The organism is Pseudomonas sp. GV047 (assembly GCF_003058245.1).
Classification (GTDB): Bacteria; Pseudomonadota; Gammaproteobacteria; order Pseudomonadales; family Pseudomonadaceae; genus Aquipseudomonas; species Aquipseudomonas marginalis.
The window spans coordinates 572,583-598,371 of sequence record NZ_QCWA01000002.1 but is presented as its reverse complement, the minus strand read 5'-3'; the positions used below and the strand labels follow the sequence as shown (position 1 = coordinate 598,371).

The following is a 25,789-nucleotide window of genomic DNA, read 5'->3' as shown; positions in this document are numbered from 1 at the left end:
AGCCGAGTTATAAATGCCCCGGCCCAACCGCCATACACTCTTCCCGTTCCTCAGCTGGCTGCCGCGCCAGACCCGCGCCAGCGTCGGCCGGGACGCGCTGGTCGGCCTCAGCGGCGCCGTGCTCGCGCTGCCCCAGTCGATTGCCTACGCGCTGATCGCCGGTCTCCCACCGGAGTACGGTCTGTATGCCGCCATCATCCCGGTGCTGATCGCCTGCCTGTGGGGTTCATCCTGGCACCTGATCTGTGGCCCCACGGCAGCGATTTCCATCGTGCTGTACGCCAGCGTCAGCCCGTTGGCCGTGCCGGGGTCTCAGGACTACATCACCCTGATCCTGTTGCTGACATTCCTCGCCGGGGTATTCCAGTGGCTGCTGGGCATGCTGCGCTTTGGCGCGCTGGTGAACTTCGTCTCGCATTCGGTGGTGCTGGGTTTCACCCTCGGTGCCGCCGTGGTGATTGCCCTCGGGCAGCTGCCCAATCTGCTTGGCCTGGATTTACCGAGCCAGGCCACAGCGATCAATAGCCTGCTGGCGCTGATCGACCACGCTGGCGAGTGGGACCATGCATCCCTTGCCCTTGGGCTCGGTACTTTGCTGGTGGGCGTGTTGCTCAAATACCTTGTGCCTCGCTGGCCAACGCTGCTGATCGCACTGACCCTGGGTAGCCTGGCAACGTGGCTGTGGCCGACGATGTTCGGGCATGTGGTGCTGGTCAGTTCGTTTATCGGCAAGCTGCCACCGTTCAGCCCGTTGCCGCTGGATCCGGACATGATCCTGCGCCTGCTGCCCAGCGCCGTTGCGGTGGGCATGCTGGGGCTGGTGACCAGCCTGTCGATTGCCCGTTCGCTGTCGGCCCGTTCGCAACAATTGCTCGATGCCAACCAGGAAGTTCGCGCCCAGGGTTTATCCAATATCGTTGGCGGATTTTTCTCCGGGTATCTGTCGGCAGGGTCGTTCACCCGCTCCGGCCTCAGCTATGAGGCGGGTGCCTGTTCGCCGTTGGCCGGGGTGTTTTCCGCAGTATGGGTGGCCTTGTTTGCGCTGTTTGGCGCGGCATTGATCGCACATATTCCGATCCCGAGCATGGCCGCCAGCATCTTGCTGATTTCCTGGGGCCTGGTGGATCGTCGGGGTATTCGTGCGTTGTTCCGCGTGAGCCGCGCAGAGTTCGTAGTGATGAGTCTGACCTGTGTCGCCACCTTGTTGCTGGAGTTGCAAACGGCGATTTATGCGGGGGTGTTGGCGTCGTTGTTTTTCTACCTTAAGCGCACGTCGCAGCCACGGGTACAGCAATGGCGTGATGGGGAAGAGGATGTGTTGCGCGTCGGTGGGTCGATCTTCTTTGGCGCCAGCCATTACCTGCAAGTGCGCCTGCAAAGCTTGCAGGGTGAGCGGGTGGTGATCGAGGCGCAGCAGATCAACTTTATCGACTATTCCGGGGTGGAGATGCTGCACCAGGAGGCGCGTCGTTTAAGCGGGCTGGGCCGTAGCCTGACATTGCGCCGCGCCAGGCCGCAGGTGGTGGAAGAGTTGAAAAAACTGGAGGGGGCCGACAAATGCCCCATCCAGTTTGAAGATTGATTACTGCGCCAACTGCCGGCGCAGTTCAGCCAACACCGGCGCCGAATCCGGGCGCACACCGCGCCACAGGAAGAACGCTTCGGCTGCCTGCTCCACCAGCATGCCCAGGCCATCCATCGCCACGGCTGCGCCTTGCTCACTGGCCCAACGGCAGAACGCGGTGGGTTCCTTGGCGTACATCATGTCGTAGCAAAATGTCTTGCCCGGTGCGATCAGGCTGCCGGCAATCGGCGGTACATCGCCTGACAGGCTGGCGGACGTGGCATTGATGATCACGTCCACCGGCTCACGCAGCCAGTCGAAACCACTGGCGGACACCGGGCCTAGGTCGTCGAACAGCTCGGCGAGCAATTCGGCTTTTTCCACGGTGCGGTTGGCGATGATCAACGAAGCGGGCCGTTCAGCCAGCAACGGCTCCAACGCGCCCCTTACCGCGCCACCCGCGCCCAGCAACAGGATGCGTTTGCCTTGCAGATTCAAGCCGGCGTTTACCGTCAGGTCACGCACCAGGCCGGCGCCGTCGGTGTTGTCGCCGAGCAACGTACCGTCGGCCAGTTTGCTCAAGGTGTTCACCGCCCCGGCGCGCTGGCCCCGTTCGGTGAGGCTGTTGGCCAGGCGGTAGGCGTCTTCCTTGAACGGCACGGTGACGTTGGCACCTCGGCCCTGTTGGAAAAATTCACGGGCACAGCCGGTGAAATCCTCAAGGGGCGCGAGCAAGGTGCTGTAGTCCAGTAGTTCGCCAGTCTGCTCGGCGAACATACGGTGAATCAGCGGCGACTTGCTGTGGCCGATGGGGTTGCCGAACACCACATAACGATCCATCAAACAGCCGCCTTGGGCGCGGCGATGCCCAGCCAGTCGCGGTCTTGCAGGAAGTAGTCGGTGAGGCGCGCTTCTTCGCTGCCGGCCTCGGCTTTCCAGTCGTAGCTCCAGCGCACCTGGGGTGGCAGCGACATCAGGATCGACTCTGTGCGCCCGCCCGACTGCAGGCCGAACAGGGTGCCACGGTCATACACCAGGTTGAATTCAACGTAGCGGCCGCGACGGAATTCCTGGAACTGGCGTTGCTGTTCGGTATACGCGGCGGCTTTGCGGCGCTGCACAATCGGCAGGTAGGCGTCGATGTAGGCATCGCCGATGGCGCGGATAAACGCGAAGCAGGTGTCGAAGTCCCACTCGTTCAAGTCATCGAAAAACAGGCCGCCAATACCACGGGGCTCGTTGCGGTGCTTGATGTGGAAGTAGGTATCGCACCAGGCCTTGTAGCGCGAGTAAACGTCCGGGCCAAACGGCGCGCAGGCCTGCTCGGCCACGCGGTGCCAGTGAATGCAGTCTTCTTCGTTGCCATAGTAGGGCGTGAGGTCGAAGCCGCCACCGAACCACCACACCGGCTCTTCGCCTTCTTTTTCGGCGATGAAAAAACGCACGTTGGCGTGGGACGTCGGCACGTGTGGGTTGTGCGGATGAATCACCAGCGACACGCCCAGGGCTTCAAACCCGCGACCGGCCAGCTCGGGGCGATGCGCACTGGCTGACGGTGGGAGGCCGCTGCCGAACACGTGGGAAAAGTTAACGCCGCCCTTTTCGATGACCGAGCCGTTCTCGATCACACGGGTGCGACCGCCGCCGCCGGCAGGCCGGGTCCAGGCGTCTTCGATAAAGCGAGTGTCCGTCTCGAAGGTTTCCAGGGCGCTGCAAATGCGGTCTTGCAGGTCGAGCAGGTAGGCTTTGACAGCCTCGGTGCGAGTAGTCATGACATCACCTTGAATCGGGCAAAGCTACGCGAAGCCGTGGGGCGTCGGCGGCAAATGGGCGCACAGGATACCACTGCACTTGGATAGCACTGCACTTAGGAGCGCCGCAGTTGACGAAGATCAAGCTTAGGAGTCCGATAGGGGGCTACGCGAATTCGACCTCAGGAGAAGTGCAGATGGCCAAACGTATCCAGTTCAGCGCCCATGGCGGCCCCGACGTACTTGAATATGTGGACTACACACCGGCAGAGCCCGGCCCGCAGCAGGTTCGAGTGCGTAACGAGGCGATTGGCCTGAATTTCATCGATACCTATTTCCGCAGTGGCCTTTACGCGCCGCCGGCCCTGCCATCGGGGCTGGGCGCAGAAGGCGCCGGTGTGGTTGATGCGGTGGGCAGCGAAGTCACGCAATTTAAAGTCGGTGACCGCGTGGCCTACGGCAGCGGCCCACTTGGGGCCTACAGCGAGTTGCACGTGCTGCCCGCCGCCAACCTGGTGCACCTGCCGGACGACATCAGCTTCGAACAAGCCGCCGGCGCGATGCTCAAGGGCCTGACCGTGCAATACCTGCTGCGCCAGACCTATGAGCTCAAAGGTGGCGAGACCATCCTGTTCCACGCCGCCGCCGGTGGCGTGGGCTCCCTGGCCTGCCAATGGGCCAAGGCACTGGGTGTGAAGCTGATCGGTACCGTGAGCTCGCCAGAAAAAGCCGCCCTGGCCAGATCCCTCGGCGCATGGGAAACCATCGACTACAGCAAGGAAAATGTCGCACAGCGCGTGCTGGAGTTGACTGACGGCAAAAAGGTGCCCGTGGTCTACGACGGGGTCGGCAAGGACACCTGGCTGACCTCATTGGACAGCGTGGCGCCACGTGGCCTGGTGGTGAGCTTTGGCAATGCGTCGGGCGCGGTGGATGGGGTGAACCTGGGGATACTCGCGGCCAAAGGCTCGCTATACGTGACACGGCCGACCCTGGCGACCTACGCCAACAATCCGGCGAACCTGCAGGTGATGGCGGATGATCTGTTTTCGATGATCAAGAGCGGCAAGGTGCGCATTGATATCAACCAGCGGTATTCGCTGGCAGACGCGGCGAAGGCACAGACGGAGTTGTCGGGGCGGCGTACCACTGGGTCGACCATTCTGTTGCCTTGAGGGCCTCTTCGGGGGCAAGCCCCCTCCCACATTTGACCGTGTTGTCATGACGGACACGGTTCAAATGTGAGAGGGCGCTTGCCCGCGATGGGTGCGACGCGGTCTCAGGAAGGCCGCACCACCTCACCCGTTGCCAAATCGCGAATCAGGCTCGGGTTCTTGCGCCCACCCAGGGCACCACCCAGCACCAGATCCACCTGCCCGCGGAAGTACTGCTCCACACGAATCCGCGTGCGCGCCGCCGGGCGGCCCTGGGGGTTGGCTGAGGTGGAAATCAACGGCCCCACCAGCGCGCACAAGTCCCGTACCAGCGGATGATCGCTCACCCGCAGCGCCACCGTGTCGTGCACACCGGTGACCCACTCCGGCAACAAATCCTGATGCGGCACCAACCACGTATTCGGTCCGGGCCAGGTGCTGGCCATGCGTTCGATCCAGGTATCCGGGAAGTCTTCGAACAGAAAGTCGAACTGGCGAATATTGTCTGCCACCAGGATCAGGCCCTTGTCCACCGAACGGTTCTTGATCGCCAGCAGCCGATCCACCGCCTCTTCGTTCCAGGGATCGCAACCCAGGCCCCAGACCGCTTCGGTTGGATAGGCAATCACCGCGCCTGCGCGAATTTCTCGTGCGGCTTCCAGCACACGCCACCTGTTGACCATTGTTTACTCTCCGGACTAAAGCTCTGGGCAGTTTACCGATCTTCTTTACAAAACCTAGTTCCAAAAAACTGGCCGCTACAAAAGCTGGCCACGCGCAAGCCAGCGCCCGCTTTCGCAGATCACCAGGCCTTCAAGTTCCAACTCCGTGAGGGTCGCCAACACCTGGGCCAACGGCCGCCCACTGGCAAGCGCGAGGGCTTCGCTGGTATGGGGCGCCGCGTGCAACAGCGCCACCAACGGATGTATCACAGGCATCGGCGCCGGGCGTGACAATGCCTGCCAGCCACGCAAGCCTTCGAGGATGTGTTCAATGGTTTCCACCAGCATCGCCCCATCACGGATCAACTGGTGACACCCCTTGGCCCCCGGATGATGGATGGAGCCCGGGATTGCATACACCTCGCGCCCTTGCTCGGCCGCGAGCTTGGCGGTGATCAGCGAGCCGCTGGCCATGCTGGCCTCCACCACCAGCACGCCCAGGGACAGGCCGCTGATGATGCGGTTGCGCCGGGGGAAGTTACCGGCCTGGGGCGCGGCGTCCAGCGGAAACTCGGAAACCACGGCGCTGCCTTGGGCAATCATCGCCGCCGCAAGCCGTCGATGGCGCTGTGGATAAAGATTTTCCAGGCCCGTGCCGAGTACGCCGATTGTATGACCCCCCACATCCAAAGCGGCTTGATGGGCCGCACCGTCGATTCCCAGCGCAAGGCCACTGGTGATGACAAAACCGGCGCTCGCCAGGCTGCGGGAAAATGCGGCGGCCGTGTCCATGCCGGGGCGGGATGCACGGCGGCTGCCGACCATCGCCAGTTGCGGTTTTTCCAGGATCCCGGGGTCGCCGGCGACAAATAAAAGCGGCGGGGCATCATCTATCTGGGCGAGCAGTGCCGGGTACTCAGGTTGGTCCCACATCAGCAAATGCTGGTCCGGACGTTCCAACCAGGCCAACGCCTCACTGGCGCCGTCGCGGATCTCATGGCTACGGCGGGCATCGGCGCTGATGGGTGACAACCCCAAGGAGCGCCACGCGCTGGCCGGGGCACCGATGGCCTTTGAAGCGCTGCCGAACGCTTCGATCAACAACCTAAAACGCTTCGGGCCTACCTCCGGCAGCCTGTGCAGGCGTAGGCGGGCTTCCAGTTCTGAAGGGGAAATTTCATTGCAGTTTTTCGAAAGCATCTGATCATCCTTGACCGGAACAAGCTGTGGATAACTCTGTTGGTAACTTATTTAGCAGGCTATTTATTGCGGTCGAGGGGCAGTCTCGAAATGGGGGGTAAAGCCCTTGGGACGTCGTAGTATTAAGAATGGGATTGTGTAACAAGAAATAGTGAATGGCCTGTTGCGTCGCTTGATCCAGCCGCGGGCCGGGCTCTGGAAGCAGGGCCATGGCGAACGGGGCCCATAGCAGCAAGACGAGTAGCGATTTCCTCATGGGGTGAATCTCCTTTATTATGTGCGTTCGCGTGAAATGCCACAGCCTTCGCGGCTTTCGGGCGTTTCACACCGGCCGTATGGGTCCATTCCCACCGCCGATTTGCCTTTACCTCACATGTGCAGCAATTACGCTTATGGCTATTTTGAACATCCTCGAATTCCCCGACTCGCGCCTGCGCACAATCGCCAAGCCGGTGGCCGTAGTGGACGACAAGGTTCGTCAGCTGGTCGATGACATGTTTGAAACAATGTATGAAGCACCTGGTATCGGCCTCGCCGCCACCCAGGTCAACGTGCATCTGCGCGTCGTGGTCATGGACCTGTCGGAAGATCGCAGCGAACCGCGGGTGTATATCAACCCCGAGTTCGAACCGTTGACCGACGAGATGGGCGAATACCAGGAAGGCTGCCTCTCGGTACCGGAGTTCTACGAGAACGTCGAGCGCCCGCTGCGCGTGAAGATCAAGGCCCTCGACCGCGACGGCAAACCGTTCGAACTGATTGCCGAAGGCCTGCTGGCCGTGTGCATCCAGCACGAATGCGACCACCTCAATGGCAAGCTGTTTGTCGATTACCTGTCCACGCTCAAACGCGACCGGATCAAGAAGAAGCTGGAAAAAAAGCATCGCCAGCAAGCTTGATGCCCTCCTTCCAAAGGCTTGCTGCGGCAAGCCTTTTTCTTTTGTGACTGCTTTTAACCGAGACCTCCCATGACCGAGCCATTGCGCATTGTTTTTGCCGGCACGCCTGAATTTGCCGCCGAACACCTCAAGGCCCTGCTTGCCAGCCCTTATGACATCGTCGCGGTGTACACCCAGCCGGATCGCCCGGCCGGTCGCGGGCAAAAACTGATGCCGAGCCCGGTCAAGCAGTTGGCGCTTGAGCACAACATCCCCGTGCTGCAACCGCCGACCCTGCGCAACGCCGAGGCCCAGGCTGAACTGGCGGCGCTGCAACCGGACTTGCTGGTGGTGGTGGCCTACGGTTTGATCCTGCCCCAGGTCGTGCTGGATATTCCACGCCTGGGCTGTATCAACAGCCACGCCTCACTGCTGCCACGCTGGCGCGGTGCGGCGCCGATCCAGCGTGCCGTGGAGGCAGGCGACAGCGAAAGCGGCGTGACGGTGATGCGCATGGAGGCGGGTTTGGACACCGGCCCGATGCTGCTCAAGGTCACCACTCCGATCACGGCCCAAGACACCGGTGGCAGCCTGCACGACCGCCTCGCCGAGATGGGCCCGCCCGCCGTGATCCAGGCCATTGCCGGTCTCGCTGCCGGAACCCTGCAAGGTGAGGTGCAGGACGACAGCCTGGCCACCTACGCCCACAAGCTGAACAAGGACGAAGCCCGCATCGACTGGAGCCGCCCGGCTGTGGAGCTGGAACGCCTGGTGCGTGCCTTCAACCCGTGGCCGATCTGCCACAGCACCCTCAATGGCGAAGCCTTGAAAGTGTTGGCCGCGACCTTGGCCGACGGCAAAGGCGCGCCCGGTGAAATCATCGGTGCCAGCAAGGAGGGGCTGCTGGTCGCTTGCGGCGAACAGGCGCTGTGCCTGACCCGTCTGCAATTGCCCGGTGGCAAGGCGCTTAATTTCAGCGATTTGTACAACAGTCGCCGTGAGAAATTTTCCCTGGGCACGATCCTCGGGGTGGCAGCCCAATGAACCCGCGTCTGGCCGCCGCCAAGGCCCTGGCCGCCGTACTCAACGGCAAGGCTTCGCTGAACAGTTCGCTGCCCACGCAGTTGGACAAGGTCGAAGACCGCGATCGTGGTTTCACCCAGGACCTGGCCTTCGGCACCGCCCGCTGGCAACCACGGTTGTCGGCGCTGGCAGCCAAGCTGCTGCAAAAACCTTTCAAGGCGGCCGATGCTGATATCGAGGCGCTGCTGCTGGTCGGTCTCTATCAGCTGCTCTACACCCGCGTGCCGGCCCACGCCGCCATCGGTGAAACCGTCGGTTGCGCCGACAAGCTGAAAAAACCCTGGGCCAAGGCCCTGCTCAACGCGGTACTGCGCCGCGCCCAGCGCGAAAGCGAAGCGCTGCTGGCCGAGTTGGAACATGACCCGGTGGTGCGCACTGCTCACCCGCGCTGGCTGCAAAAATCCCTGAAGGCCTTCTGGCCAGAGCAATGGGAAGCCATTTGCGCGGCCAACAACGCCCACCCTCCGATGATCCTGCGGGTCAACCGTCGCCATCACAGCCGTGATGCGTACCTGCACTTGCTGACGAGCGCAGGGATCAACGCCACGCCATGCGTGTACAGCAGCGACGGCATCGTGCTGGAAGCGGCCACCGACGTGCGCAGTCTGCCGGGCTTCGCCGAAGGCTGGATCAGTGTGCAGGACGAGGCCGCGCAACTGGCCGCCGACCTGCTCGACCTGGCTCCCGGTCAGCGTGTACTGGACGCCTGCTGTGCTCCGGGCGGTAAGACGTGTCACATCCTCGAAGTCGAAAAGGACCTGGCCGGTGTAGTGGCGGTCGATCTGGAAGCCAAGCGTCTGGTGCGTGTACGGGAGAACCTCGCGCGCCTGGGCCTCAGCGCCGAGCTGATCGCTGCCGACGGCCGCGACACCGCCACCTGGTGGGACGGCAAACCGTTCCAACGCATCCTGCTTGACGCGCCGTGTTCCGCCACCGGTGTGATCCGCCGTCACCCGGACATCAAGCTCACCCGCCAACCCGACGACATCGCCGCCCTGGCGGTGCTGCAAGGCGAACTGCTCGACGCACTGTGGCCGACCCTCGAAGTCGGCGGCATCCTGCTTTACGCCACCTGCTCCACCTTGCCCACCGAAAACACCGAGGTGATCGAAGCCTTTCTCGCCCGCACCAGCGGCGCACGGGAACTGGACCTCGCCACGGCCGCCGGTATCAAGCAGCCCCATGGCCGCCAGTTACTTGCGCAGGAAGGCGGGCATGATGGTTTCTACTACGCCAAACTGATCAAGATCGCCGCCGCGCGCGGCTGAACGGGTTTAAGGGAGTGACCGGATGAAAATCATCATCCTTGGAGCAGGGCAGGTTGGCGGCACACTGGCCGAACATTTGGCCAGTGAAGCCAATGACATCACCGTGGTCGACACCGATGCCGAGCGCCTGCGCAACCTGGGCGACCGCCTGGATATCCGCACCGTACAAGGCCGGGCGTCGTTTCCCACCGTGCTGCGTCAGGCGGGTGCCGACGACGCCGACATGCTGGTCGCGGTCACCAACAGCGACGAGACCAATATGGTCGCCTGCCAGGTCGCCCACACCCTGTTCCACACCCCGACCAAGATCGCCCGGGTGCGTGAAGCCGCCTACCTGACCCGCGCCGGTCTGTTTGATAACGACGCTATCCCCGTGGACGTGCTGATCAGCCCGGAACAGGTCGTCACCCACTACATCAAGCGCCTGATCGAAATCCCCGGCGCCTTGCAGGTGATCGACTTCGCCGGCGGCAAGGCGCAACTGGTGGCCGTGAAGGCCTACTACGGTGGGCCGCTGGTGGGTCAGCAGTTGCGTCAACTGCGTGAACACATGCCGAATGTGGAAACCCGCGTAGCCGCGATTTTCCGACGTGACCGGCCGATCCTGCCCCAGGGCGATACGGTGATCGAGGCCGATGACGAAGTATTCTTCATCGCTGCCAAAGCGAATATTCGTGCCGTCATGAGTGAAATGCGTCGGCTCGATGAGAGCTACAAACGCATCGTCATCGCCGGCGGCGGGCAGATTGGCGAGCGTCTGGCCGAAGCGATCGAGAGTCGCTACCAGGTGAAAATCATCGAGATGAGCCCGGCACGCTGCCGGCATTTGTCCGACACCCTGGACAGCACGGTCGTACTGCAAGGCAGTGCCTCGGACCGCGACCTGCTGATGGAAGAAAACATCGCCGATGCGGATATTTTCCTGGCCCTGACCAACGATGACGAGGCCAACATCATGTCGTCGCTGCTGGCCAAGCGGCTGGGGGCCAAGAAGGTCATGACCATCATCAACAACCCGGCCTACGTCGACCTGATCCAGGGCGGCGATATCGACATCGCCATCAGCCCGCAACTGGCCACCATCGGCACCTTGCTTGCCCACGTGCGCCGTGGCGATATCGTCAGCGTGCACTCCCTGCGCCGGGGCGCGGCGGAGGCCATCGAAGCGATTGCCCACGGTGATTCGAAGTCGAGCAAAGTGATCGGCAAGGCCATCCGCGATATAGGCCTGCCGCCGGGCACCACCATTGGCGCAATCATTCGTGATGAGGAAGTGATCATCGCCCACGACGACACGGTGATCGCCACGGGTGACCACGTGATCCTGTTCCTGGTGGATAAAAAACATATCCGCGATGTGGAGAAGCTGTTCCACGTGGGATTGAGCTTTTTCTGATCAACCGGAGTGACCGACATGCTCGAATCCCTGGAAAAAATGCTCGCCAAGGGTGTGGATAATTCCCTGCTGCGCTTTGGGTTGGGCAAGGGTTATCTGGACCTGAAGGACAATGCCAAGGCGGCGGAGCATTTGCACAAATGCGTCGAGTTCGATCCGAAGTATTCGGCGGCGTGGAAGTTGTTGGGCAAGGCGCAGCTGGGGCAGGGTGATAACGCCGCGGCGCGACAGGCGTGGGAGAAGGGCATCGAAGCGGCCCAGGCCCATGGCGACAAGCAGGCCGAGAAAGAGATGACGGTGTTCCTGAAGAAACTCGAGCGCCAAAGCTAAGCAGATCGAAAATGTGGGAGGGGGCTTGCTCCCGATAGCGGTGGTTCAGTCAACTATGCATTGGCTGACACACTGCTATCGGGAGCAAGCCCCCTCCCACATTTGGTTTTGGATTGGCTCTGGGTCAGTACCACCGCGCCTCACCCGGCGGGCGTTTCTTGAAGCGCTTCATGCTCCACATGTACTGGCTCGGGTAGGCGCCGACATAACGCTCCACCACTTTGCTCATCGCCGCGCAGGACGTGGCGGTGTCGGTGCTGTACATGTCTTCCGGCGCCGCTTCCAGGATCACTTTGTAGCCCGAACCGTCCGGCAGCCGCAGGGCATGCAGGAACACACCGACCGCCTTGTGGCCGGCGAGCATGTTCGGCACAAACTTGCTGGTGAGCGCCTGGGTGGCGAAGAACGGCACGAAGATCCCGGCGGACTCCGCGGGCTCCGGGTCGGCCGGAATACCCACCTGGCCGCCTTTGCGCACTTCCTTGATCACACTGAGGATGCCTTCCTTGGTGGACGCCGCCACGCGGTTACCCAGTTGTACGCGCTGCTTGCGCAGCAATTCATCCACCGCCTTGAGCTTGGGCGGACGGTAAAAAATGATCGGTTTGCACTGGCTGCAATAGAAGTGGTTCAACACCTCCCAGTTGCCCAGGTGGCTGGTGATGCCGACCACACCTTTGCCCGAGGCCAGGGCTTCGTGCAGCACCTCGAGGCCTTCGACTTCACGCACCAGGTCGATGGAGCGCTGGGCCGGCCAGATCCAGGCGCAGGCGCTTTCGGTCAGGGACTTGCCGATGTCCTTCAGGCTCTGGCCAACCAGGCGCTCGCGCGCGGCGGGGTCCATGTCCGGGAAGCATTTAGAGAGGTTGATCCGCACCGTGTCACGGGAGCGGTTAGGGGTTTTCCACATGATCCAGCCGATGGCCGTGCCGACCGCTTGAACCGCGCGCCAGGGCAATAGGGCAAACAACCGAAGAGCGCCTACCAGCAAGGCGCCTTTAAACTTTTCCACAGGTCACTCCTGATCGTGTGTGGTGCGCAAAGCCGCCATTCTAACCGGCGTTGACCAAGTCCGCGTAACGGTCGCAGTCCTGGGTATGGTCCATGACCATGCCCGAGGCCTGCATGAACGCGTAACAGATGGTCGGGCCGACAAAGGTGAAGCCGGCTTTCTTGAGTGCTTTGCTCATGGCTTCAGCCTCCGGCGTAATAGCCGGCACTTCGCTGCGGTCCTTGAAATGGTTGACCTTGGGCACGCCGCCGACAAACGACCAGAGCCACCCCACCGGATCTTCAAGCGCCAGCCAGGCTGCGGCGTTGCGCCGGGTGGCATTGAGCTTGAGGCGGTTACGCACAATGCCAGGGTCAAGCATCAGCGCTTCGATCTCGGCATCGGTCAGCTGTGCCAGACGCAGGGCATCAAAACCAAACAAGACCTTTCGATAATGCTCGCGTTTGCGTAAAACGGTGATCCAGGACAGGCCCGCCTGGAACCCTTCGAGCAAAAGCAACTCGAACAAACCCTGCGCATCGCGCAGCGGCGTTCCCCACTCCTGATCGTGATAAGCCATGTACAGCGGATCTTCAGAACACCAAAAGCAGCGTGGCATAAGGCTCCAGGGGATGGTGGCGCGGCCGAATCGGGTATACTCCCGCTCTTTAAATCGCAGCCCAAGTAACAGGTGAATTTCGTGAGCCAGCCTACGCCAGCCGTGCGTACCTTCCAAGACTTGATCCTCGCCCTCCAGCAATACTGGGCCGAGCAAGGTTGTGTGGTACTTCAGCCCTACGATATGGAAGTAGGCGCCGGCACTTTCCACACCGCTACATTCCTGCGGGCCATCGGCCCGGAAACCTGGAACGCCGCTTATGTGCAGCCCAGTCGTCGCCCGACTGACGGCCGCTACGGCGAAAACCCGAACCGTCTGCAGCACTACTATCAGTTCCAGGTAGTCCTGAAGCCGAACCCGGACAACTTCCAGGAACTGTACCTGGGCTCGCTCAAGCACGTGGGCCTCGACCCGCTGGTGCACGACATCCGTTTCGTCGAAGACAACTGGGAGTCGCCCACCCTCGGCGCCTGGGGCCTGGGCTGGGAAGTCTGGCTCAATGGCATGGAAGTCACCCAGTTCACCTACTTCCAGCAGGCCGGTGGCATCGAGTGCTACCCGGTAACCGGTGAGATCACCTACGGCCTCGAGCGCCTGGCCATGTACCTGCAGGGCGTGGATTCGGTCTACGACCTGGTGTGGGCTGACGGCCCGTTCGGCAAAGTGACCTATGGCGATGTGTTCCACCAGAACGAAGTGGAGCAATCGACCTACAACTTCGAACACGCCAACGTCGACAAGCTGTTCGAACTGTTCGACTTCTATGAAAGCGAAGCCAAGCGCCTGATCGAACTCGACCAGCCGCTGCCGTTGCCGAGCTATGAAATGGTGTTGAAGGCCTCCCATACCTTCAATCTGCTGGACGCCCGTCGTGCCATCTCGGTAACCGCGCGCCAGCAATACATCCTGCGTGTACGCACCCTGGCGCGTTCCGTCGCTCAAGCCTACCTGCTGGCTCGCGCCAAGCTGGGCTTCCCGATGGCCACCCCGGACCTGCGTGATGAAGTGTTGGCTAAGCTGGAGGCTGCACAATGAGTGCTCAAGATTTCCTGGTTGAACTGGGCACCGAAGAGCTGCCACCCAAGGCACTCAATACCCTGGCCGATGCGTTCCTGGCCGGTATCGAAAAAGGCCTGCAGAGCGCCGGCCTGAAATTTGAAGCGAAAAAAGTCTACGCCGCACCGCGCCGCCTGGCCGTGTTGCTGACCGCGCTGGAAACCCAGCAGCCGGACCGCAGCATCAACCTCGACGGCCCGCCACGCCAGGCGGCTTTCGACGCCGAAGGCAACCCGACCCAAGCCGCACTGGGCTTCGCCAAGAAGTGTGGCGTCGAGCTGAGCGAGATTGATCAGAGCGGCCCGAAACTGCGTTTCAGCCAGGTCATCACAGGCAAGCCCACCGCCAGCCTGTTGCCGACCATCGTCGAAGACTCCCTGAACGACCTGCCGATTCCCAAGCGCATGCGCTGGGGCGCGCGCAAGGAAGAGTTCGTGCGCCCGACCCAGTGGCTGGTGATGCTGCTCGGTGACCAGGTCATCGATTGCACCATCCTCGCCCAGAAAGCTGGCCGTGATTCCCGTGGCCATCGCTTCCACCATCCACAAGCGGTGCGCATCACTTCGCCGGCTAACTATGCCGCCGATCTGCGTGCTGCCTACGTGCTGGCCGATGCCAACGAGCGTCGCGAGCTGATCAGCAAACGCACCGAAGAACTCGCCCGCCTGCAGGAAGGCACCGCCATCGTGCCGCCAAGCCTGCTCGACGAAGTGACCGCGCTGGTTGAATGGCCGGTGCCGCTGGTGTGCTCGTTCGAAGAACGTTTCCTCGATGTGCCGCAGGAAGCGCTGATCACCACCATGCAGGACAACCAGAAGTATTTCTGCCTGCTGGACGTGGACGGCAAGTTGCTGCCGCGCTTTATCACCGTGGCCAACATCGAAAGCAAGGACCCGCAGCAGATCATCGCCGGTAACGAGAAAGTCGTGCGTCCGCGCCTGACTGACGCCGAGTTCTTCTTCAAGCAAGACAAGAAGCAGAAGCTGGAAGACTTCAACCTGCGCCTGCAGAACGTGGTGTTCCAGGAAAAACTTGGCAGCGTCTACGACAAGGCCGTGCGCGTTTCCAAGCTGGCGGCCTACATTGCCCCACGCATCGGCGGTGATGCCGCCTGGGCTGCGCGTGCAGGCTTGCTGTCCAAGTGCGACCTGGCCACCGAAATGGTCGGCGAGTTCCCGGAGATGCAGGGCGTTGCCGGTTACTACTACGCCCTCAACGATGGCGAGGCGGACGATGTCGCGCTGGCGCTGAACGAGCAGTACATGCCGCGTGGCGCCGGCGCCGAGCTGCCGACCACCCTGACCGGTGCGGCCGTGGCCATCGCCGACAAGCTGGATACCCTCGTCGGTATCTTCGGTATCGGCATGCTGCCTACCGGTAGCAAAGACCCGTATGCCCTGCGTCGCGCGGCCCTCGGCGTGCTGCGTATCCTGATCGACAAGAAACTCGACCTCGACCTGACCCAGGCCGTGGTGTTCGCGGTCGGCCAGTTCGGTGGCAAGGTCAAGCAAGCCGGCCTGGCCGAGCAAGTGCTGGAGTTCGTGTTCGACCGCCTGCGTGCGCGTTATGAAGACGAAGGCGTGGACGTTTCCGTCTACCTGTCGGTACGTGCCCTGCAACCGGGTTCGGCGCTGGACTTCGATCAACGCGTACAAGCCGTACAGGCGTTCCGTAAGCTGCCGGAAGCCGACGCCCTGGCCGCTGTGAACAAGCGTGTGTCGAACCTGCTGGGCAAGGCCGAAGGCCTGGGCAACGCCGATGTCGACCCAGGCCTGTTCGCCGACGCCAAGGAGTTCTCGCTGAATTCTGCCATTGCCAAGGCAGAGAACGCGGTGAAGCCGCTGATCGCCGAACGCAATTACGCCGAAGCCCTGGCACGCCTGGCGACCTTGCGTGAGCCGGTGGATGCGTTCTTCGAAGCGGTGATGATCAATGCCGAAGATGCCGGCGTGCGGAAAAACCGCTACGCCATGCTGGCGCGTCTGCGTGGCCTGTTCGTCAACATCGCTGACATTTCGACACTGAGCTGACCATGTTGAAACTGCTGATTCTCGATCGGGACGGGGTGATCAACTACGACTCCGACGCTTACATCAAGTCGGTGGCGGAATGGATTCCACTGCCCGGTTCGATCGAGGCCATCGCGCAGTTGAGCAAAGCCGGCTGGACGGTGGCCATCGCCACCAACCAGTCCGGCATCGCCCGCGGCTATTACGACATCGCCACCCTGGACGCCATGCACACGCGCTTGCGCACGCTGGTGGCGGAGCAGGGCGGGGAAGTGGGGCTGGTGGTGTACTGCCCTCACGGGCCGGATGAGGGCTGCGATTGCCGCAAACCCAAGCCTGGCATGTTGAAAACCATTGCAGAACATTACAAGGTGCCCTTGGCTGGGATATGGTTCGTCGGGGACAGCCTCGGTGACCTGGAGGCGGCCAAAGCCGTCGACTCTCAGCCAGTTTTGGTAAAGACCGGGAAAGGCGAAAAGACCCAGGCGAAAAACCTGCCGGTAGGCACCTTGATTTTTGACGATCTGGCGGCGGTTGCCGCAGAACTTATCAACAACTAGCCGCCCTCGACTTCCTGGCCAAGGACTGTTCGGGAGTGCGCTTTTAACAGGCGGGCCATGTCCCGCAACGGTAAATGCCGCCATGTCGATTTTGCAGGCCATCAGAACCTTTTTCTTTTACCTGCTGCTGGGCACCAGTTCGTTTCTCTGGTGCACCCTGAGCTTTTTTATTGCGCCGTTCCTGCCGTTCAAGGCGCGCTATCGCTTTATCAACGTCTATTGGTGCCGCTGCGCGTTGTGGCTGACCAAGGCGTTCCTGAACATTCGTTTCGAGATCAAGGGCGCTGAAAACGTACCGGAGCAGCCGTGCGTGATTCTGTCGAACCACCAGAGCACCTGGGAGACCTTCTTCCTCTCGGCTTACTTCTCGCCGTTGAGCCAGGTGCTCAAGCGCGAGCTGCTGTACGTGCCGTTCTTCGGCTGGGCCATGGCCATGTTGCGCCCGATCGCCATCGACCGTGACAACCCCAAGGCGGCGCTCAAGCACGTCGCCAAGAAGGGCGATGAACTGCTCAAGGATGGCGTGTGGGTGCTGATCTTCCCGGAAGGTACGCGGGTACCCTTTGGGACAGTAGGCAAGTTCTCTCGCGGCGGTACCGCATTGGCAGTTAACGCCAACCTGCCGGTGCTGCCGATTGCGCATAACGCCGGCAAGTTCTGGCCGAAGGCGGGTTGGGCAAAACGCGCAGGCACCATCACTGTGGTGATAGGCGAGCCAATGTACGCAGAAGGGGAAGGCCCACGCGCCATTGCCGCGCTGAATGACCGTGCCCAGGCATGGAATGAAGCGCAGCAGCGGGCCATGGGTTCCCTACCGCCAGAGCCGATTGTGGTGGAGACGCCGGTGGTATGAGCATCTGTGGATAACCTGTGTACGCTTTGTTGGCGAATTGGCTTTTTTTGGTCCTAATAAGTTGATTTAGTTAGATATTTCCAAATCCATTAAAATCGCAAAAAACGTGCATAAGTTTTTTCCTTCATTAAAAAACCGGTCCTTGAGACCGGTTTTTTATGCACAGCGGAAAAGTACGTTTTAGCAGTCGTCCAGCAAGGGCAACTGCAGGCGGAAAGTGGTGCCTTTGCCCACGGTGCTTTCACACTCGATACGGCCCCCATGACGCTCCACCACCGCCTTGACCATGCTCAGTCCCAACCCCAGCCCTTCGCTGCCTTGGGCCGAGTCAAAGCGCTTGTACTGGCTGAACAGTTCAGGCAAATCCTCGGCGGCTATGCCTGGGCCCTGGTCGCTGATGCGGCATTCCAGCCAGCCTTGCGCGCTGCTGTGTCGCAGCCGGACAGTGGTACCGGACGGGGAATATTTGATCGCGTTCTCCAGCACATTGAACAATGCGCGGGTGAGCAGCGATTGATCGGCTGACACCATCCCTTCGTCGGCCTCGTCCAGATCGTGGACCAGGTGAATCCCCTTGAGCTGGGCGATCACGGCCACTTGATCAAAGGCATCCATTACCAACATGGCGAACAGCGTAGGCTCGAACTGGTAGCCATCGGCCTCAGCCCTCGCCAGTTGCACAAATGATTCGGTCAGGCTCAAGGCGCGGCGTACTTGTTGCTCTATCTGTGCAAATATCGGCGACTCACTGTCGTGCACATCCAACAGGGCGAGGATCGCCGAGTGGGGGGCGCGCAAGTCGTGGGAGAGGAAGCGCAGCATGGTTTCCCGATGCTGCTGGGCCTCGCGCTCCTTGCTCAGGTCGGTGAGGCTCAGCAGCCATCCCAGCGCGACATCCCCTTCAGCCGGCAGCAGGGGGGCAAGTTCCATGCGCAGGCTGCGTTGATGGATATCACGAAACTCAACGAGTTCCAGCGTTGAAAGGGTAGGGCGTACGCCATTGTGCAGCGGCGGATAACCCAGGTCGGCCAGTTGCTCCAGAAGGTTATGGTTGATCAAGTCATTGCCGAACACTTCCCGGGCGATGCGGTTGGCCAACAGGACATTACCTTGGGTGTCTGTGATCAGCGTCGCCACCGGCAGGCATTCCAACCCATCGGCCATAAACCGTCGGGTGTCCCGCGTACGACTGACGGCTTGCTCCAAGGCAAAGATACGGCCCTGTAATACGTCACCCTTATTGGCAGGTGCACGGCGGCGTTCGGGCAAGACTTTGGGTTCGTTATCCAGGCGCGCCAATTCCCAGCCGAAGTAGGCCAGGATCACGCTGAGACGCCGCCAATTCCAGATCAGGTAGCTGAGCAGCAAACCGATCAAACAGGCCGCGGGCGACCACCAGTAGCCCAGGCGCAATAAGGCCGCTGAACCCACCAAGGCCATGCACATGCACCCCAGGGTCATCCAAAGCGCATAGCGTGGGCGGTAGAGCAGCAGGCCCAGCAACATCGCCACCAGGGACGTTGCGATCAGTGCGGCCAGCCAGCCGGGCAAGTCCACAATACTTCGATCTTGCAGCAAGCCATTGAGCACATTGGCCTGGATCTCCACACCCGCTGTGGTGCCAGCCATAGGAGAGAGCGGTGTGACAAAGCGATCGCCCATGCCCGACGCTGTCGCCCCCACCAGAATCAGACGGCCCCGCAACCGCTCAGGAGGGACCTCACCACGTAATACGCTGACATAAGACACGCTCGGGAAATGGGTGTCGGCAGCAATAAACGGGATACGGACCGCATGCTCCCGGTGCCAATCCTGGGTGATCGATGGCAGAGGTTCCCCGGGCATCTCGGCCGATTGCCCGCTCATCGCGAAAGCCAGCCACGCTAACTGAAGCGCCGTGGCACCGGCTGGCCCCTCGCGCATATACAGCCTGCGGACCACGCCATCGCTATCCGCCTCCACATTGATATGCCCGACACCCTTGGCACATTTGAGCAGCGACAGCATTTGTGCCCCAGACTGGCTGTAGCTGGCCGAATCGTCACGAGCCAAGGGCAACAATACGTTGCCGGCGTTGCACACCGCGTCGGCCAGGCGCTTGTCATTGACCGGGTTACCGGGCTCGCTGAAGATCACATCAAACAGGATACCGGCCGGCTGCGCCGCGCTCAGGCGATCGATCAGGTCGGCGTGCACACTGCGCGGCCAGGGCCACTGGCCGAGTTTCTTCAGGCTAGGGTCATCGATGGTTACCAGCAGGATGCGCGGATCCACCGGCAGGGGCGCCAGACGTCGAAGGCTGTCGTATAGCGGGTTGTTCAAGGCCAGGCCAGGACTCATCGAGAGGTAGGCAGTGATTGGCAACAGCAGCAAACCGATCCATAACCACTCACGTACCAGACCGTGGAACAGGCGCTGGGCATGGGTGGGTTGGCGCTTTTCGGCCTTTCCCCAGAGCATCATGGATCAACGCGCTTGAGTTGTTGGCGTGCGATAGAAGATGGCATAGCCCCCCGACTCCTCCTCAGGCGTTGCACGGCGTAAGCCGACACGCGTACGTGATAGAACGACGCATTGAGCCCAGTGAAGCTCATTTTCGACACGGTGGAAAAAATTTCCTGCTGGATGTTCATAACGGCGGGGAGTCCAAAGGGCATCCACTATCGGGGCACAGGAGTTTACGACAGCGCATGCGTCGGCTGATCCTTTTCCTTAACGCCTGGAGCCGGTATCTTTCCCACATAGGTATGGAGGGCTTTCAATGGCGTATTCGCTTATTGATCCCAGCGTACCGAGAGATCCAAGGGGTCGACGAACCTGAGCACAATTCTTCAGATTCATTGACCGGCATCTGCGCAGTACGTGCCCCTCAATACGACTGCCGTACTCTTCAAGAAGAAAGGACCCCCCCATGCGTGTCGCAATACTGGATGACGAACCCGCTGAATTGCGACGGGTGGAACAGACACTGCGACAAATCCCCAGCACCGCCGAACAACCCTGGACACTGCATTGCTTCGAGCGCGGCGAAGACCTGCTGCGACAATTGCGCCGGGAGACCTTCGACCTGCTGATACTCGACTGGCAACTGCCCGACATCACCGGTATTGCCTTATTGCGCTGGACCCGTGAACACATGGAGTCGCCACCTGCAGTCATCATGCTCACCAGCCGTGATGCCGAAAGCGATATCGTCAGCGCATTGAACAGCGGGGCCGACGACTACGTCAGCAAACCCTTTCGACCTAACGAACTGAAGGCACGAGTGACAGCCGTTCTACGTCGGCATGGCCTGCAGAGATCGGCAACCCCTGAAGTGCAGAGTTTCAACGACCTGACCTTCGACGATGCAGAGTTGACCGTCACACGCGCAGGCAAACCGATCAACCTTACCGAACGCGAATACCGCCTGGCGAGCTGCTTGTTCGCCAACCTGGCTCGGCCGCTGTCACGCGAGTACCTTTATGAGCGGTTCTGGACCCATGAAGAAATGGTGTCCTCGCGGCCACTGGATACGCATATCTATCGGCTACGCAACAAGCTGGGGCTTACTGCTGACAGGGGTTGGCAGCTGTTGACGATCTATGGGTATGGGTATCGGTTGGAGAGTGTGGCGGCGGCTTCTTCTCATGGATAAAAACCACGATGTTCCACGTGGAGCATTTGGCAGAAGATGATTTCCACACAATAAAAAAGGCCAACGCTATGCGTTGGCCTTTTTTATTTTGGGCGTCGTACCTGGATCAGAAATCCAGGTTAGACACTGCCAGGGCATTGCTCTCGATGAAGTCACGGCGAGGTTCGACCGCATCACCCATCAGGGTGTTGAAGATCTGGTCTGCGCCGATGGCGTCCTCGATGGTTACGCGCAGCATACGACGCTGAGCTGGGTCCATGGTGGTTTCCCACAGCTGATCCGGGTTCATTTCGCCCAGACCTTTGTATCGCTGGATCGTGTGGCGCTTGGTGCTTTCCGCCATCAACCAGTCCAGGGCTTCCTTGAACTCCTTGACCGCTTTCTTACGCTCGCCACGCTGAATATAAGCACCGTCGTCCAGCAGGGTGCTCAGTTGCGCGCCGAGGGTCACAACGGTCTTGTAGTCGTTGCTGCCGAAGAAGTCGCGGTTGAAGGTGACGTAGTTCGACAGGCCGTGGGAGATCAATTCGACCTCTGGCAGCCAGACGTTACGTTCACGGTCTTCACGCAGGCTGGCTTTGTACACCAGGCCGGATTTTTCGACAGTGCGCAGGCGCACTTCGTACTGGGCCAGCCATTCCTGCATGTGTGCGTGGTCGCCCAACTGCTCCAGGCTTACGGACGGCAGGTAGATGAAGTGCTCGGTCAATTCCTGTGGGTACAGGCGCGACAGGCGCTTGAGTGTCTTCATCACCATACGGAAGTCGTTAACCAGACGCTCCAGCGCCTCGCCGGAGATACCCGGGGCTTCGTCGTTCAAGTGCAGGCTGGCATCTTCCAGGGCCGACTGCGTCATGTACTCTTCCATGGCGTCGTCGTCTTTGATGTATTGCTCTTGCTTGCCTTTCTTCACTTTGTACAACGGCGGCTGGGCGATGTAGATGTAGCCACGCTCGATCAGCTCGGGCAACTGACGGAAGAAGAAGGTCAGCAGCAGGGTACGGATGTGCGAACCGTCGACGTCAGCATCGGTCATGATGATGATGTTGTGATAGCGCAGCTTGTCGATGTTGTACTCGTCTCGGCCAATACCGCAGCCGAGTGCCGTGATCAAGGTGCCGACTTCCTGGGAGGAAATCATCTTGTCGAAACGAGCCTTTTCGACGTTGAGGATCTTACCCTTCAACGGCAGGATGGCCTGGGTGCGACGGTTACGACCCTGCTTGGCGGAACCGCCAGCAGAGTCACCTTCCACCAGGTACAGTTCGGAGAGGGCAGGGTCCTTCTCCTGGCAGTCAGCCAGTTTGCCTGGCAAGCCGGCAATATCCAGCGCACCTTTACGGCGGGTCATCTCGCGGGCTTTACGCGCCGCTTCACGGGCACGTGCGGCGTCGATCATCTTGCCGACAACCAGCTTGGCTTCGTTCGGGTTTTCCAGCAGGAAGTCGGAGAAGTACTTACCCATCTCCTGTTCAACCGCAGTTTTCACTTCGGAAGACACCAGCTTGTCTTTGGTCTGGGAGCTGAACTTAGGGTCCGGCACTTTCACCGAGATGATTGCGGTCAGGCCTTCACGGGCATCGTCACCGGTGGTGGCGACCTTATGCTTCTTCGCCAGGCCTTCGGCTTCGATATAGGTGTTCAGGTTACGCGTCAGCGCCGAACGGAAACCCACCAGGTGAGTACCACCGTCACGCTGTGGAATGTTGTTGGTGAAGCACAACAGGTTCTCGTTGAAGCTGTCGTTCCATTGCAGGGCGATTTCCACGCCGATGCCGTCTTCACGCTGGATGTTGAAGTGGAACACCTGGTTGACCGCAGTCTTGTTGGTGTTCAGGTATTCAACGAACGCACGCAAGCCACCTTCGTATTTGAACAGCTCTTCCTTGCCGCTGCGCTCATCCTTGAGGACGATGCCGACACCGGAGTTGAGGAAGGACAATTCACGAATCCGCTTGGCCAGGATGTCCCAGCTGAAGTGGATGTTCTTGAAGGTATCAGCCGAGGGCTTGAAGTGGATCTGGGTACCAGTGGTTTCGCTGTCGCCAACGATTTTCATCGGTTCCTGCGGTACACCGTGGACGTAGGTCTGCTCCCAGATCTTGCCACTGCGGCGAACCGTCAGGATCAGCTCTTCGGACAGAGCGTTCACCACCGACACACCCACACCGTGCAGACCACCGGAGACTTTGTAGGAGTTGTCGTCGAACTTACCACCGGCGTGGAGCACGGTCATGATGACCTCTGCCGCCGAAACACCTTCTTCTTTGTGCACATCTACCGGGATGCCGCGACCGTTATCGCGCACGGTAATAGATTCGTCCGGATGGATGATGATGCTGATGTCGTCGCAGTGACCGGCCAAAGCTTCGTCGATGGAGTTGTCGACCACCTCGAACACCATGTGGTGCAGACCGCTACCGTCATCAGTGTCGCCAATGTACATACCGGGACGTTTGCGTACGGCATCCAAACCTTTCAGCACTTTAATGCTGGTCGAGTCGTACGTGTTTTCTTCGCTCATGCCTTCACTCCCGATGGTCGTGGGTCTGGGTGATACGGCCTTGTTCCACGTGGAACAAAGCGACTGGCGTTTCCGTCTGCCAGCCTTCCCTCAATAATTCGTGGTCTACACAGGTGATAAACACCTGGCAGCGTAAATCTTCCAACAAGCGGCATAACGCACGGCGGTGTTGCTCGTCGAGTTCAGACGGCAAGTCATCCACCAGATAAATACACTGACCACGTCGGGCTTGGCTAACCAGATGCCCCTGGGCGATCCGCAGTGCACACACCACCAACTTCTGCTGGCCGCGGGACAAGATATCCGCAGCATTGTGTGCGCCTAATCTAAGACGCAAATCAGCCCGTTGGGGTCCGGCCTGGGTATGGCCAATTTGCTGATCCCGCTGCAGGGACGTCGCGAGCACTGCACTCAGCTCACGGTCTTTGTCCCAGCCACGGTAGTAACTCAGCGTCAGCCCCTCGAGATCCAACAACTCACTCAAGGTCTGCTCAAAGACTGGTTTCAAGGCTTTGATATAGGCACGGCGGTATTCATCTATTTCATCGCTGGCCAGGCACAATTCCCGGTCCCAGGCCGCTTGCGAAGCGGCGTCAAGTGTACCATGCCGCAGCCATGAGTTCCGCTGCCGCAGGGCCTTCTGCAGGCGCTGCCACGTGGCCATGAATCGCAGTTCCACGTGGAACACTCCCCAGTCGAGGAACTGCCTGCGGATCTTCGGCGCGCCTTCCAACAAGCGGAAGCTGTCAGGGTTGATCAGTTGCAACGGCAGGATCTCTGCCAGTTGTGCGGCACTGCGAGCATTTTGCCCGTCGATGCGAATCTGGAACTCACCGCCGCGATCACGAGAAATCCCCAGGCTGCTGTGCCCACCCTCTACCAGTTCGACTTGGCCAAATACCGTGCAAGCCAGTTGTTCGTACTGAATCACCGGCAACAAGCGGGCACTGCGAAAGGAACGAGCAAGCCCGAGCAGGTGGATGGCTTCCAGCACGCTGGTTTTGCCACTGCCGTTGGCGCCGTGGAGGATATTGATGCGGGGGGAGGGGGAGAAGGTCACCGGGTGCAGATTGCGCACCGCGGTGACCGAGACGCGACTAAGGGACATCTAGCTTCTGCTGGGCATGATTACAGGCGCATCGGCATAACAACGTAAGCCGAGTCGTCATTATCGGATTCCTGCACCAGGGCACTGCTGTTGGAGTCGGACAGGATCAGGCGAACCTGTTCGGTGGTCATCACACCCAGCACGTCCAGCAAGTAGCTCACGTTGAAGCCGATTTCCAAAGAACCGCCGTTGTAGTCGACGCCCACTTCCTCTTCCGCTTCTTCCTGCTCCGGGTTATTGGCCTGGATTTTCAACTGACCGTTGGCCAGCTGCAGACGAATGCCCCGGTACTTCTCGTTGGACAGGATCGCAGTACGGCTGAACGCTTCACGCAGGGCCTGGCGATCACCGATCACCAGCTTGTCGCCGCCTTTAGGCAGAACGCGCTCGTAATCCGGGAACTTGCCGTCGACCAGCTTGGAGGTGAAGGTGAACTCGCCGGTGGTCGCGCGGATATGGTGCTGACCCAGCACGATGCTGACATTGCCATCCGGCTCGGTGAGCAGGCGCGCCAGTTCGAGAATACCCTTACGCGGCACGATCACCTGGTGACGGTCAGGTTGACCGATATCGGCGCGCATCGAGCACATCGCCAGACGGTGACCGTCAGTGGCCACGGCGCGAATGATGCCTTCCGACACTTCCAGCAGCATGCCGTTGAGGTAGTAACGTACATCCTGCTGGGCCATGGCGAAGCTGGTGCGTTCGATAAGACGGCGCAGTTTGCTTTGCTCCAGGCTGCAGGTCAGTGAGCCCGGGCCTTCTTCCACAGTCGGGAAATCATTGGCCGGCAACGTAGACAGCGTGAAACGACTGCGACCCGCCTTGACCACCAACTTCTGCTCATCAACCTTGATGTCGATCAGCGCGTCGTTCGGCAGGCTTTTGCAGATGTCCATCAGCTTGCGCGCGGGTACTGTGATCTCGCCAGGTTCAGCGGGCTCTTCCAGTTGCACGCGACCGACCAGCTCGACTTCCAGGTCGGTACCGGTCAGGGACAATTGCTGGCCTTCGACCACCAGCAATACGTTGGAGAGCACCGGCAAGGTCTGTCGGCGCTCGACGACGCCTGCGACCAGTTGCAGGGGTTTCAACAGGGCTTCGCGTTGAATGGTGAAATGCATGGTCTAGTCCCTTGCCTTAATA

Annotated in this window: 22 protein-coding genes and 1 pseudogene; 12 read left to right on the top strand and 11 right to left on the bottom strand. The window is 60.5% G+C overall.

Translation table 11 applies throughout. The features are described 5' to 3' along the window. Nucleotides 1-13 precede the first annotated feature (13 nt). Complete coding sequence (locus tag C8K58_RS07950; RefSeq protein WP_108573530.1) at nucleotides 14-1,582, top strand: SulP family inorganic anion transporter; 1,569 nt, start codon at nucleotides 14-16, stop codon at nucleotides 1,580-1,582. Here the strand turns inward: C8K58_RS07950 and aroE are convergent, their stop codons facing one another. Then, complete coding sequence (gene aroE, locus C8K58_RS07945; RefSeq protein WP_108573528.1) at nucleotides 1,583-2,404, bottom strand: shikimate dehydrogenase; 822 nt, start codon at nucleotides 2,402-2,404, stop codon at nucleotides 1,583-1,585. Next, complete coding sequence (gene hemF, locus C8K58_RS07940; RefSeq protein ID WP_027608147.1) at nucleotides 2,404-3,336, bottom strand: oxygen-dependent coproporphyrinogen oxidase; 933 nt, start codon at nucleotides 3,334-3,336, stop codon at nucleotides 2,404-2,406. Before hemF ends, aroE begins: the two co-directional genes overlap by 1 nt. A 176-nt stretch (nucleotides 3,337-3,512) precedes the next feature. Here hemF and C8K58_RS07935 point away from each other — a divergent pair, with 176 nt between their 5' ends. Continuing rightward, nucleotides 3,513-4,490, top strand: coding sequence for a quinone oxidoreductase (locus C8K58_RS07935; RefSeq protein ID WP_027608148.1), 978 nt, complete (start codon nucleotides 3,513-3,515; stop codon nucleotides 4,488-4,490). A 104-nt stretch (nucleotides 4,491-4,594) separates the two neighbouring features. On the opposite strand, the gene C8K58_RS07930 is transcribed toward C8K58_RS07935, so the two are convergent. The 3 genes and pseudogenes from C8K58_RS07930 to C8K58_RS32670 form a co-directional block, all read right to left on the bottom strand. Continuing rightward, entirely contained in the window at nucleotides 4,595-5,152 is a 558-nt protein-coding gene (locus tag C8K58_RS07930) for an L-threonylcarbamoyladenylate synthase (RefSeq protein WP_027608149.1), read from the bottom strand. 75 nt (nucleotides 5,153-5,227) lie between these two features. Beyond that, nucleotides 5,228-6,331, bottom strand: coding sequence for a DNA-processing protein DprA (gene dprA / locus C8K58_RS07925; RefSeq protein WP_092355999.1), 1,104 nt, complete (start codon nucleotides 6,329-6,331; stop codon nucleotides 5,228-5,230). A 118-nt stretch (nucleotides 6,332-6,449) separates the two neighbouring features. Next, nucleotides 6,450-6,587: pseudogene (locus tag C8K58_RS32670) on the bottom strand (peptidoglycan-binding protein); the annotation flags it as partial. Between the two features lie 136 nt (nucleotides 6,588-6,723). On the opposite strand from C8K58_RS32670, the gene def reads away from it, so the two are divergent. The 5 genes from def (at nucleotide 6,724) to C8K58_RS07895 (ending at nucleotide 11,286) form a co-directional block, all read left to right on the top strand. After that, a complete protein-coding gene (gene def / locus C8K58_RS07915; RefSeq protein ID WP_005783383.1) occupies nucleotides 6,724-7,230 on the top strand; it encodes a peptide deformylase in 507 nt (168 codons plus the stop codon). Between the two features lie 69 nt (nucleotides 7,231-7,299). Further along, a complete protein-coding gene (fmt, locus tag C8K58_RS07910; protein ID WP_027608151.1) occupies nucleotides 7,300-8,253 on the top strand; it encodes a methionyl-tRNA formyltransferase in 954 nt (317 codons plus the stop codon). Then, on the top strand, nucleotides 8,250-9,560 hold the full coding sequence (gene rsmB, locus C8K58_RS07905) for a 16S rRNA (cytosine(967)-C(5))-methyltransferase RsmB (protein WP_098480670.1): 1,311 nt from the start codon (nucleotides 8,250-8,252) through the stop codon (nucleotides 9,558-9,560). The genes fmt and rsmB overlap by 4 nt, the downstream gene beginning before the upstream one ends. Before the next feature lie 22 nt (nucleotides 9,561-9,582). Further along, nucleotides 9,583-10,956, top strand: a complete 1,374-nt coding sequence (gene trkA / locus C8K58_RS07900) for a Trk system potassium transporter TrkA (protein ID WP_027608153.1) — start codon at nucleotides 9,583-9,585, stop codon at nucleotides 10,954-10,956. A gap of 18 nt (nucleotides 10,957-10,974) precedes the next feature. Then, nucleotides 10,975-11,286, top strand: coding sequence for a M48 family metallopeptidase (locus C8K58_RS07895; protein WP_027608154.1), 312 nt, complete (start codon nucleotides 10,975-10,977; stop codon nucleotides 11,284-11,286). A 124-nt stretch (nucleotides 11,287-11,410) separates the two neighbouring features. Here the strand turns inward: C8K58_RS07895 and C8K58_RS07890 are convergent, their stop codons facing one another. Together C8K58_RS07890 and C8K58_RS07885 are read right to left on the bottom strand one after the other, a co-directional pair. Further along, nucleotides 11,411-12,298: a lysophospholipid acyltransferase gene (locus tag C8K58_RS07890; RefSeq protein WP_027608155.1), complete on the bottom strand. Its 888-nt coding sequence runs from the start codon at nucleotides 12,296-12,298 to the stop codon at nucleotides 11,411-11,413. A gap of 40 nt (nucleotides 12,299-12,338) precedes the next feature. Further along, nucleotides 12,339-12,896: a DNA-3-methyladenine glycosylase I gene (locus tag C8K58_RS07885; protein WP_027608156.1), complete on the bottom strand. Its 558-nt coding sequence runs from the start codon at nucleotides 12,894-12,896 to the stop codon at nucleotides 12,339-12,341. An 81-nt stretch (nucleotides 12,897-12,977) separates the two neighbouring features. On the opposite strand from C8K58_RS07885, the gene glyQ reads away from it, so the two are divergent. The 4 genes from glyQ to C8K58_RS07865 all read left to right on the top strand — a co-directional run bounded on the left by glyQ (nucleotide 12,978) and on the right by C8K58_RS07865 (nucleotide 17,374). Beyond that, nucleotides 12,978-13,931 (top strand): glycine--tRNA ligase subunit alpha, encoded by a 954-nt coding sequence (gene glyQ / locus C8K58_RS07880; RefSeq protein ID WP_003187265.1) that lies wholly within the window; start codon nucleotides 12,978-12,980, stop codon nucleotides 13,929-13,931. After that, a complete protein-coding gene (glyS, locus tag C8K58_RS07875) occupies nucleotides 13,928-15,982 on the top strand; it encodes a glycine--tRNA ligase subunit beta (RefSeq protein ID WP_074848083.1) in 2,055 nt (684 codons plus the stop codon). Before glyQ ends, glyS begins: the two co-directional genes overlap by 4 nt. A 2-nt stretch (nucleotides 15,983-15,984) precedes the next feature. Further along, nucleotides 15,985-16,521, top strand: a complete 537-nt coding sequence (gene gmhB / locus C8K58_RS07870; protein WP_166655292.1) for a D-glycero-beta-D-manno-heptose 1,7-bisphosphate 7-phosphatase — start codon at nucleotides 15,985-15,987, stop codon at nucleotides 16,519-16,521. 82 nt (nucleotides 16,522-16,603) lie between these two features. Continuing rightward, nucleotides 16,604-17,374: a 1-acyl-sn-glycerol-3-phosphate acyltransferase gene (locus C8K58_RS07865; RefSeq protein ID WP_027608159.1), complete on the top strand. Its 771-nt coding sequence runs from the start codon at nucleotides 16,604-16,606 to the stop codon at nucleotides 17,372-17,374. A gap of 180 nt (nucleotides 17,375-17,554) precedes the next feature. On the opposite strand, the gene C8K58_RS07860 is transcribed toward C8K58_RS07865, so the two are convergent. Next, complete coding sequence (locus tag C8K58_RS07860; protein WP_092355994.1) at nucleotides 17,555-19,837, bottom strand: CHASE2 domain-containing protein; 2,283 nt, start codon at nucleotides 19,835-19,837, stop codon at nucleotides 17,555-17,557. Nucleotides 19,838-20,285: 448 nt separating this feature from the next. Here C8K58_RS07860 and C8K58_RS07855 point away from each other — a divergent pair, with 448 nt between their 5' ends. Further along, nucleotides 20,286-21,011, top strand: a complete 726-nt coding sequence (locus C8K58_RS07855; protein WP_027608161.1) for a response regulator transcription factor — start codon at nucleotides 20,286-20,288, stop codon at nucleotides 21,009-21,011. A 106-nt stretch (nucleotides 21,012-21,117) separates the two neighbouring features. On the opposite strand, the gene gyrB is transcribed toward C8K58_RS07855, so the two are convergent. Genes gyrB through dnaN form a run of 3 tightly spaced genes read right to left on the bottom strand, consistent with a single transcriptional unit; the run spans nucleotide 21,118 to nucleotide 25,767 of the window. Next, nucleotides 21,118-23,535: a DNA topoisomerase (ATP-hydrolyzing) subunit B gene (gene gyrB, locus C8K58_RS07850; protein WP_027608163.1), complete on the bottom strand. Its 2,418-nt coding sequence runs from the start codon at nucleotides 23,533-23,535 to the stop codon at nucleotides 21,118-21,120. A gap of 4 nt (nucleotides 23,536-23,539) precedes the next feature. Further along, nucleotides 23,540-24,643 carry a DNA replication/repair protein RecF gene (gene recF, locus C8K58_RS07845; protein WP_108573526.1) on the bottom strand — a complete coding sequence of 368 codons (1,104 nt, stop codon included), beginning with the start codon at nucleotides 24,641-24,643 and terminating at the stop codon, nucleotides 23,540-23,542. Nucleotides 24,644-24,663: 20 nt separating this feature from the next. Further along, on the bottom strand, nucleotides 24,664-25,767 hold the full coding sequence (gene dnaN, locus C8K58_RS07840) for a DNA polymerase III subunit beta (protein ID WP_005783345.1): 1,104 nt from the start codon (nucleotides 25,765-25,767) through the stop codon (nucleotides 24,664-24,666). Between the last annotated feature and the right edge of the window lie 22 nt (nucleotides 25,768-25,789).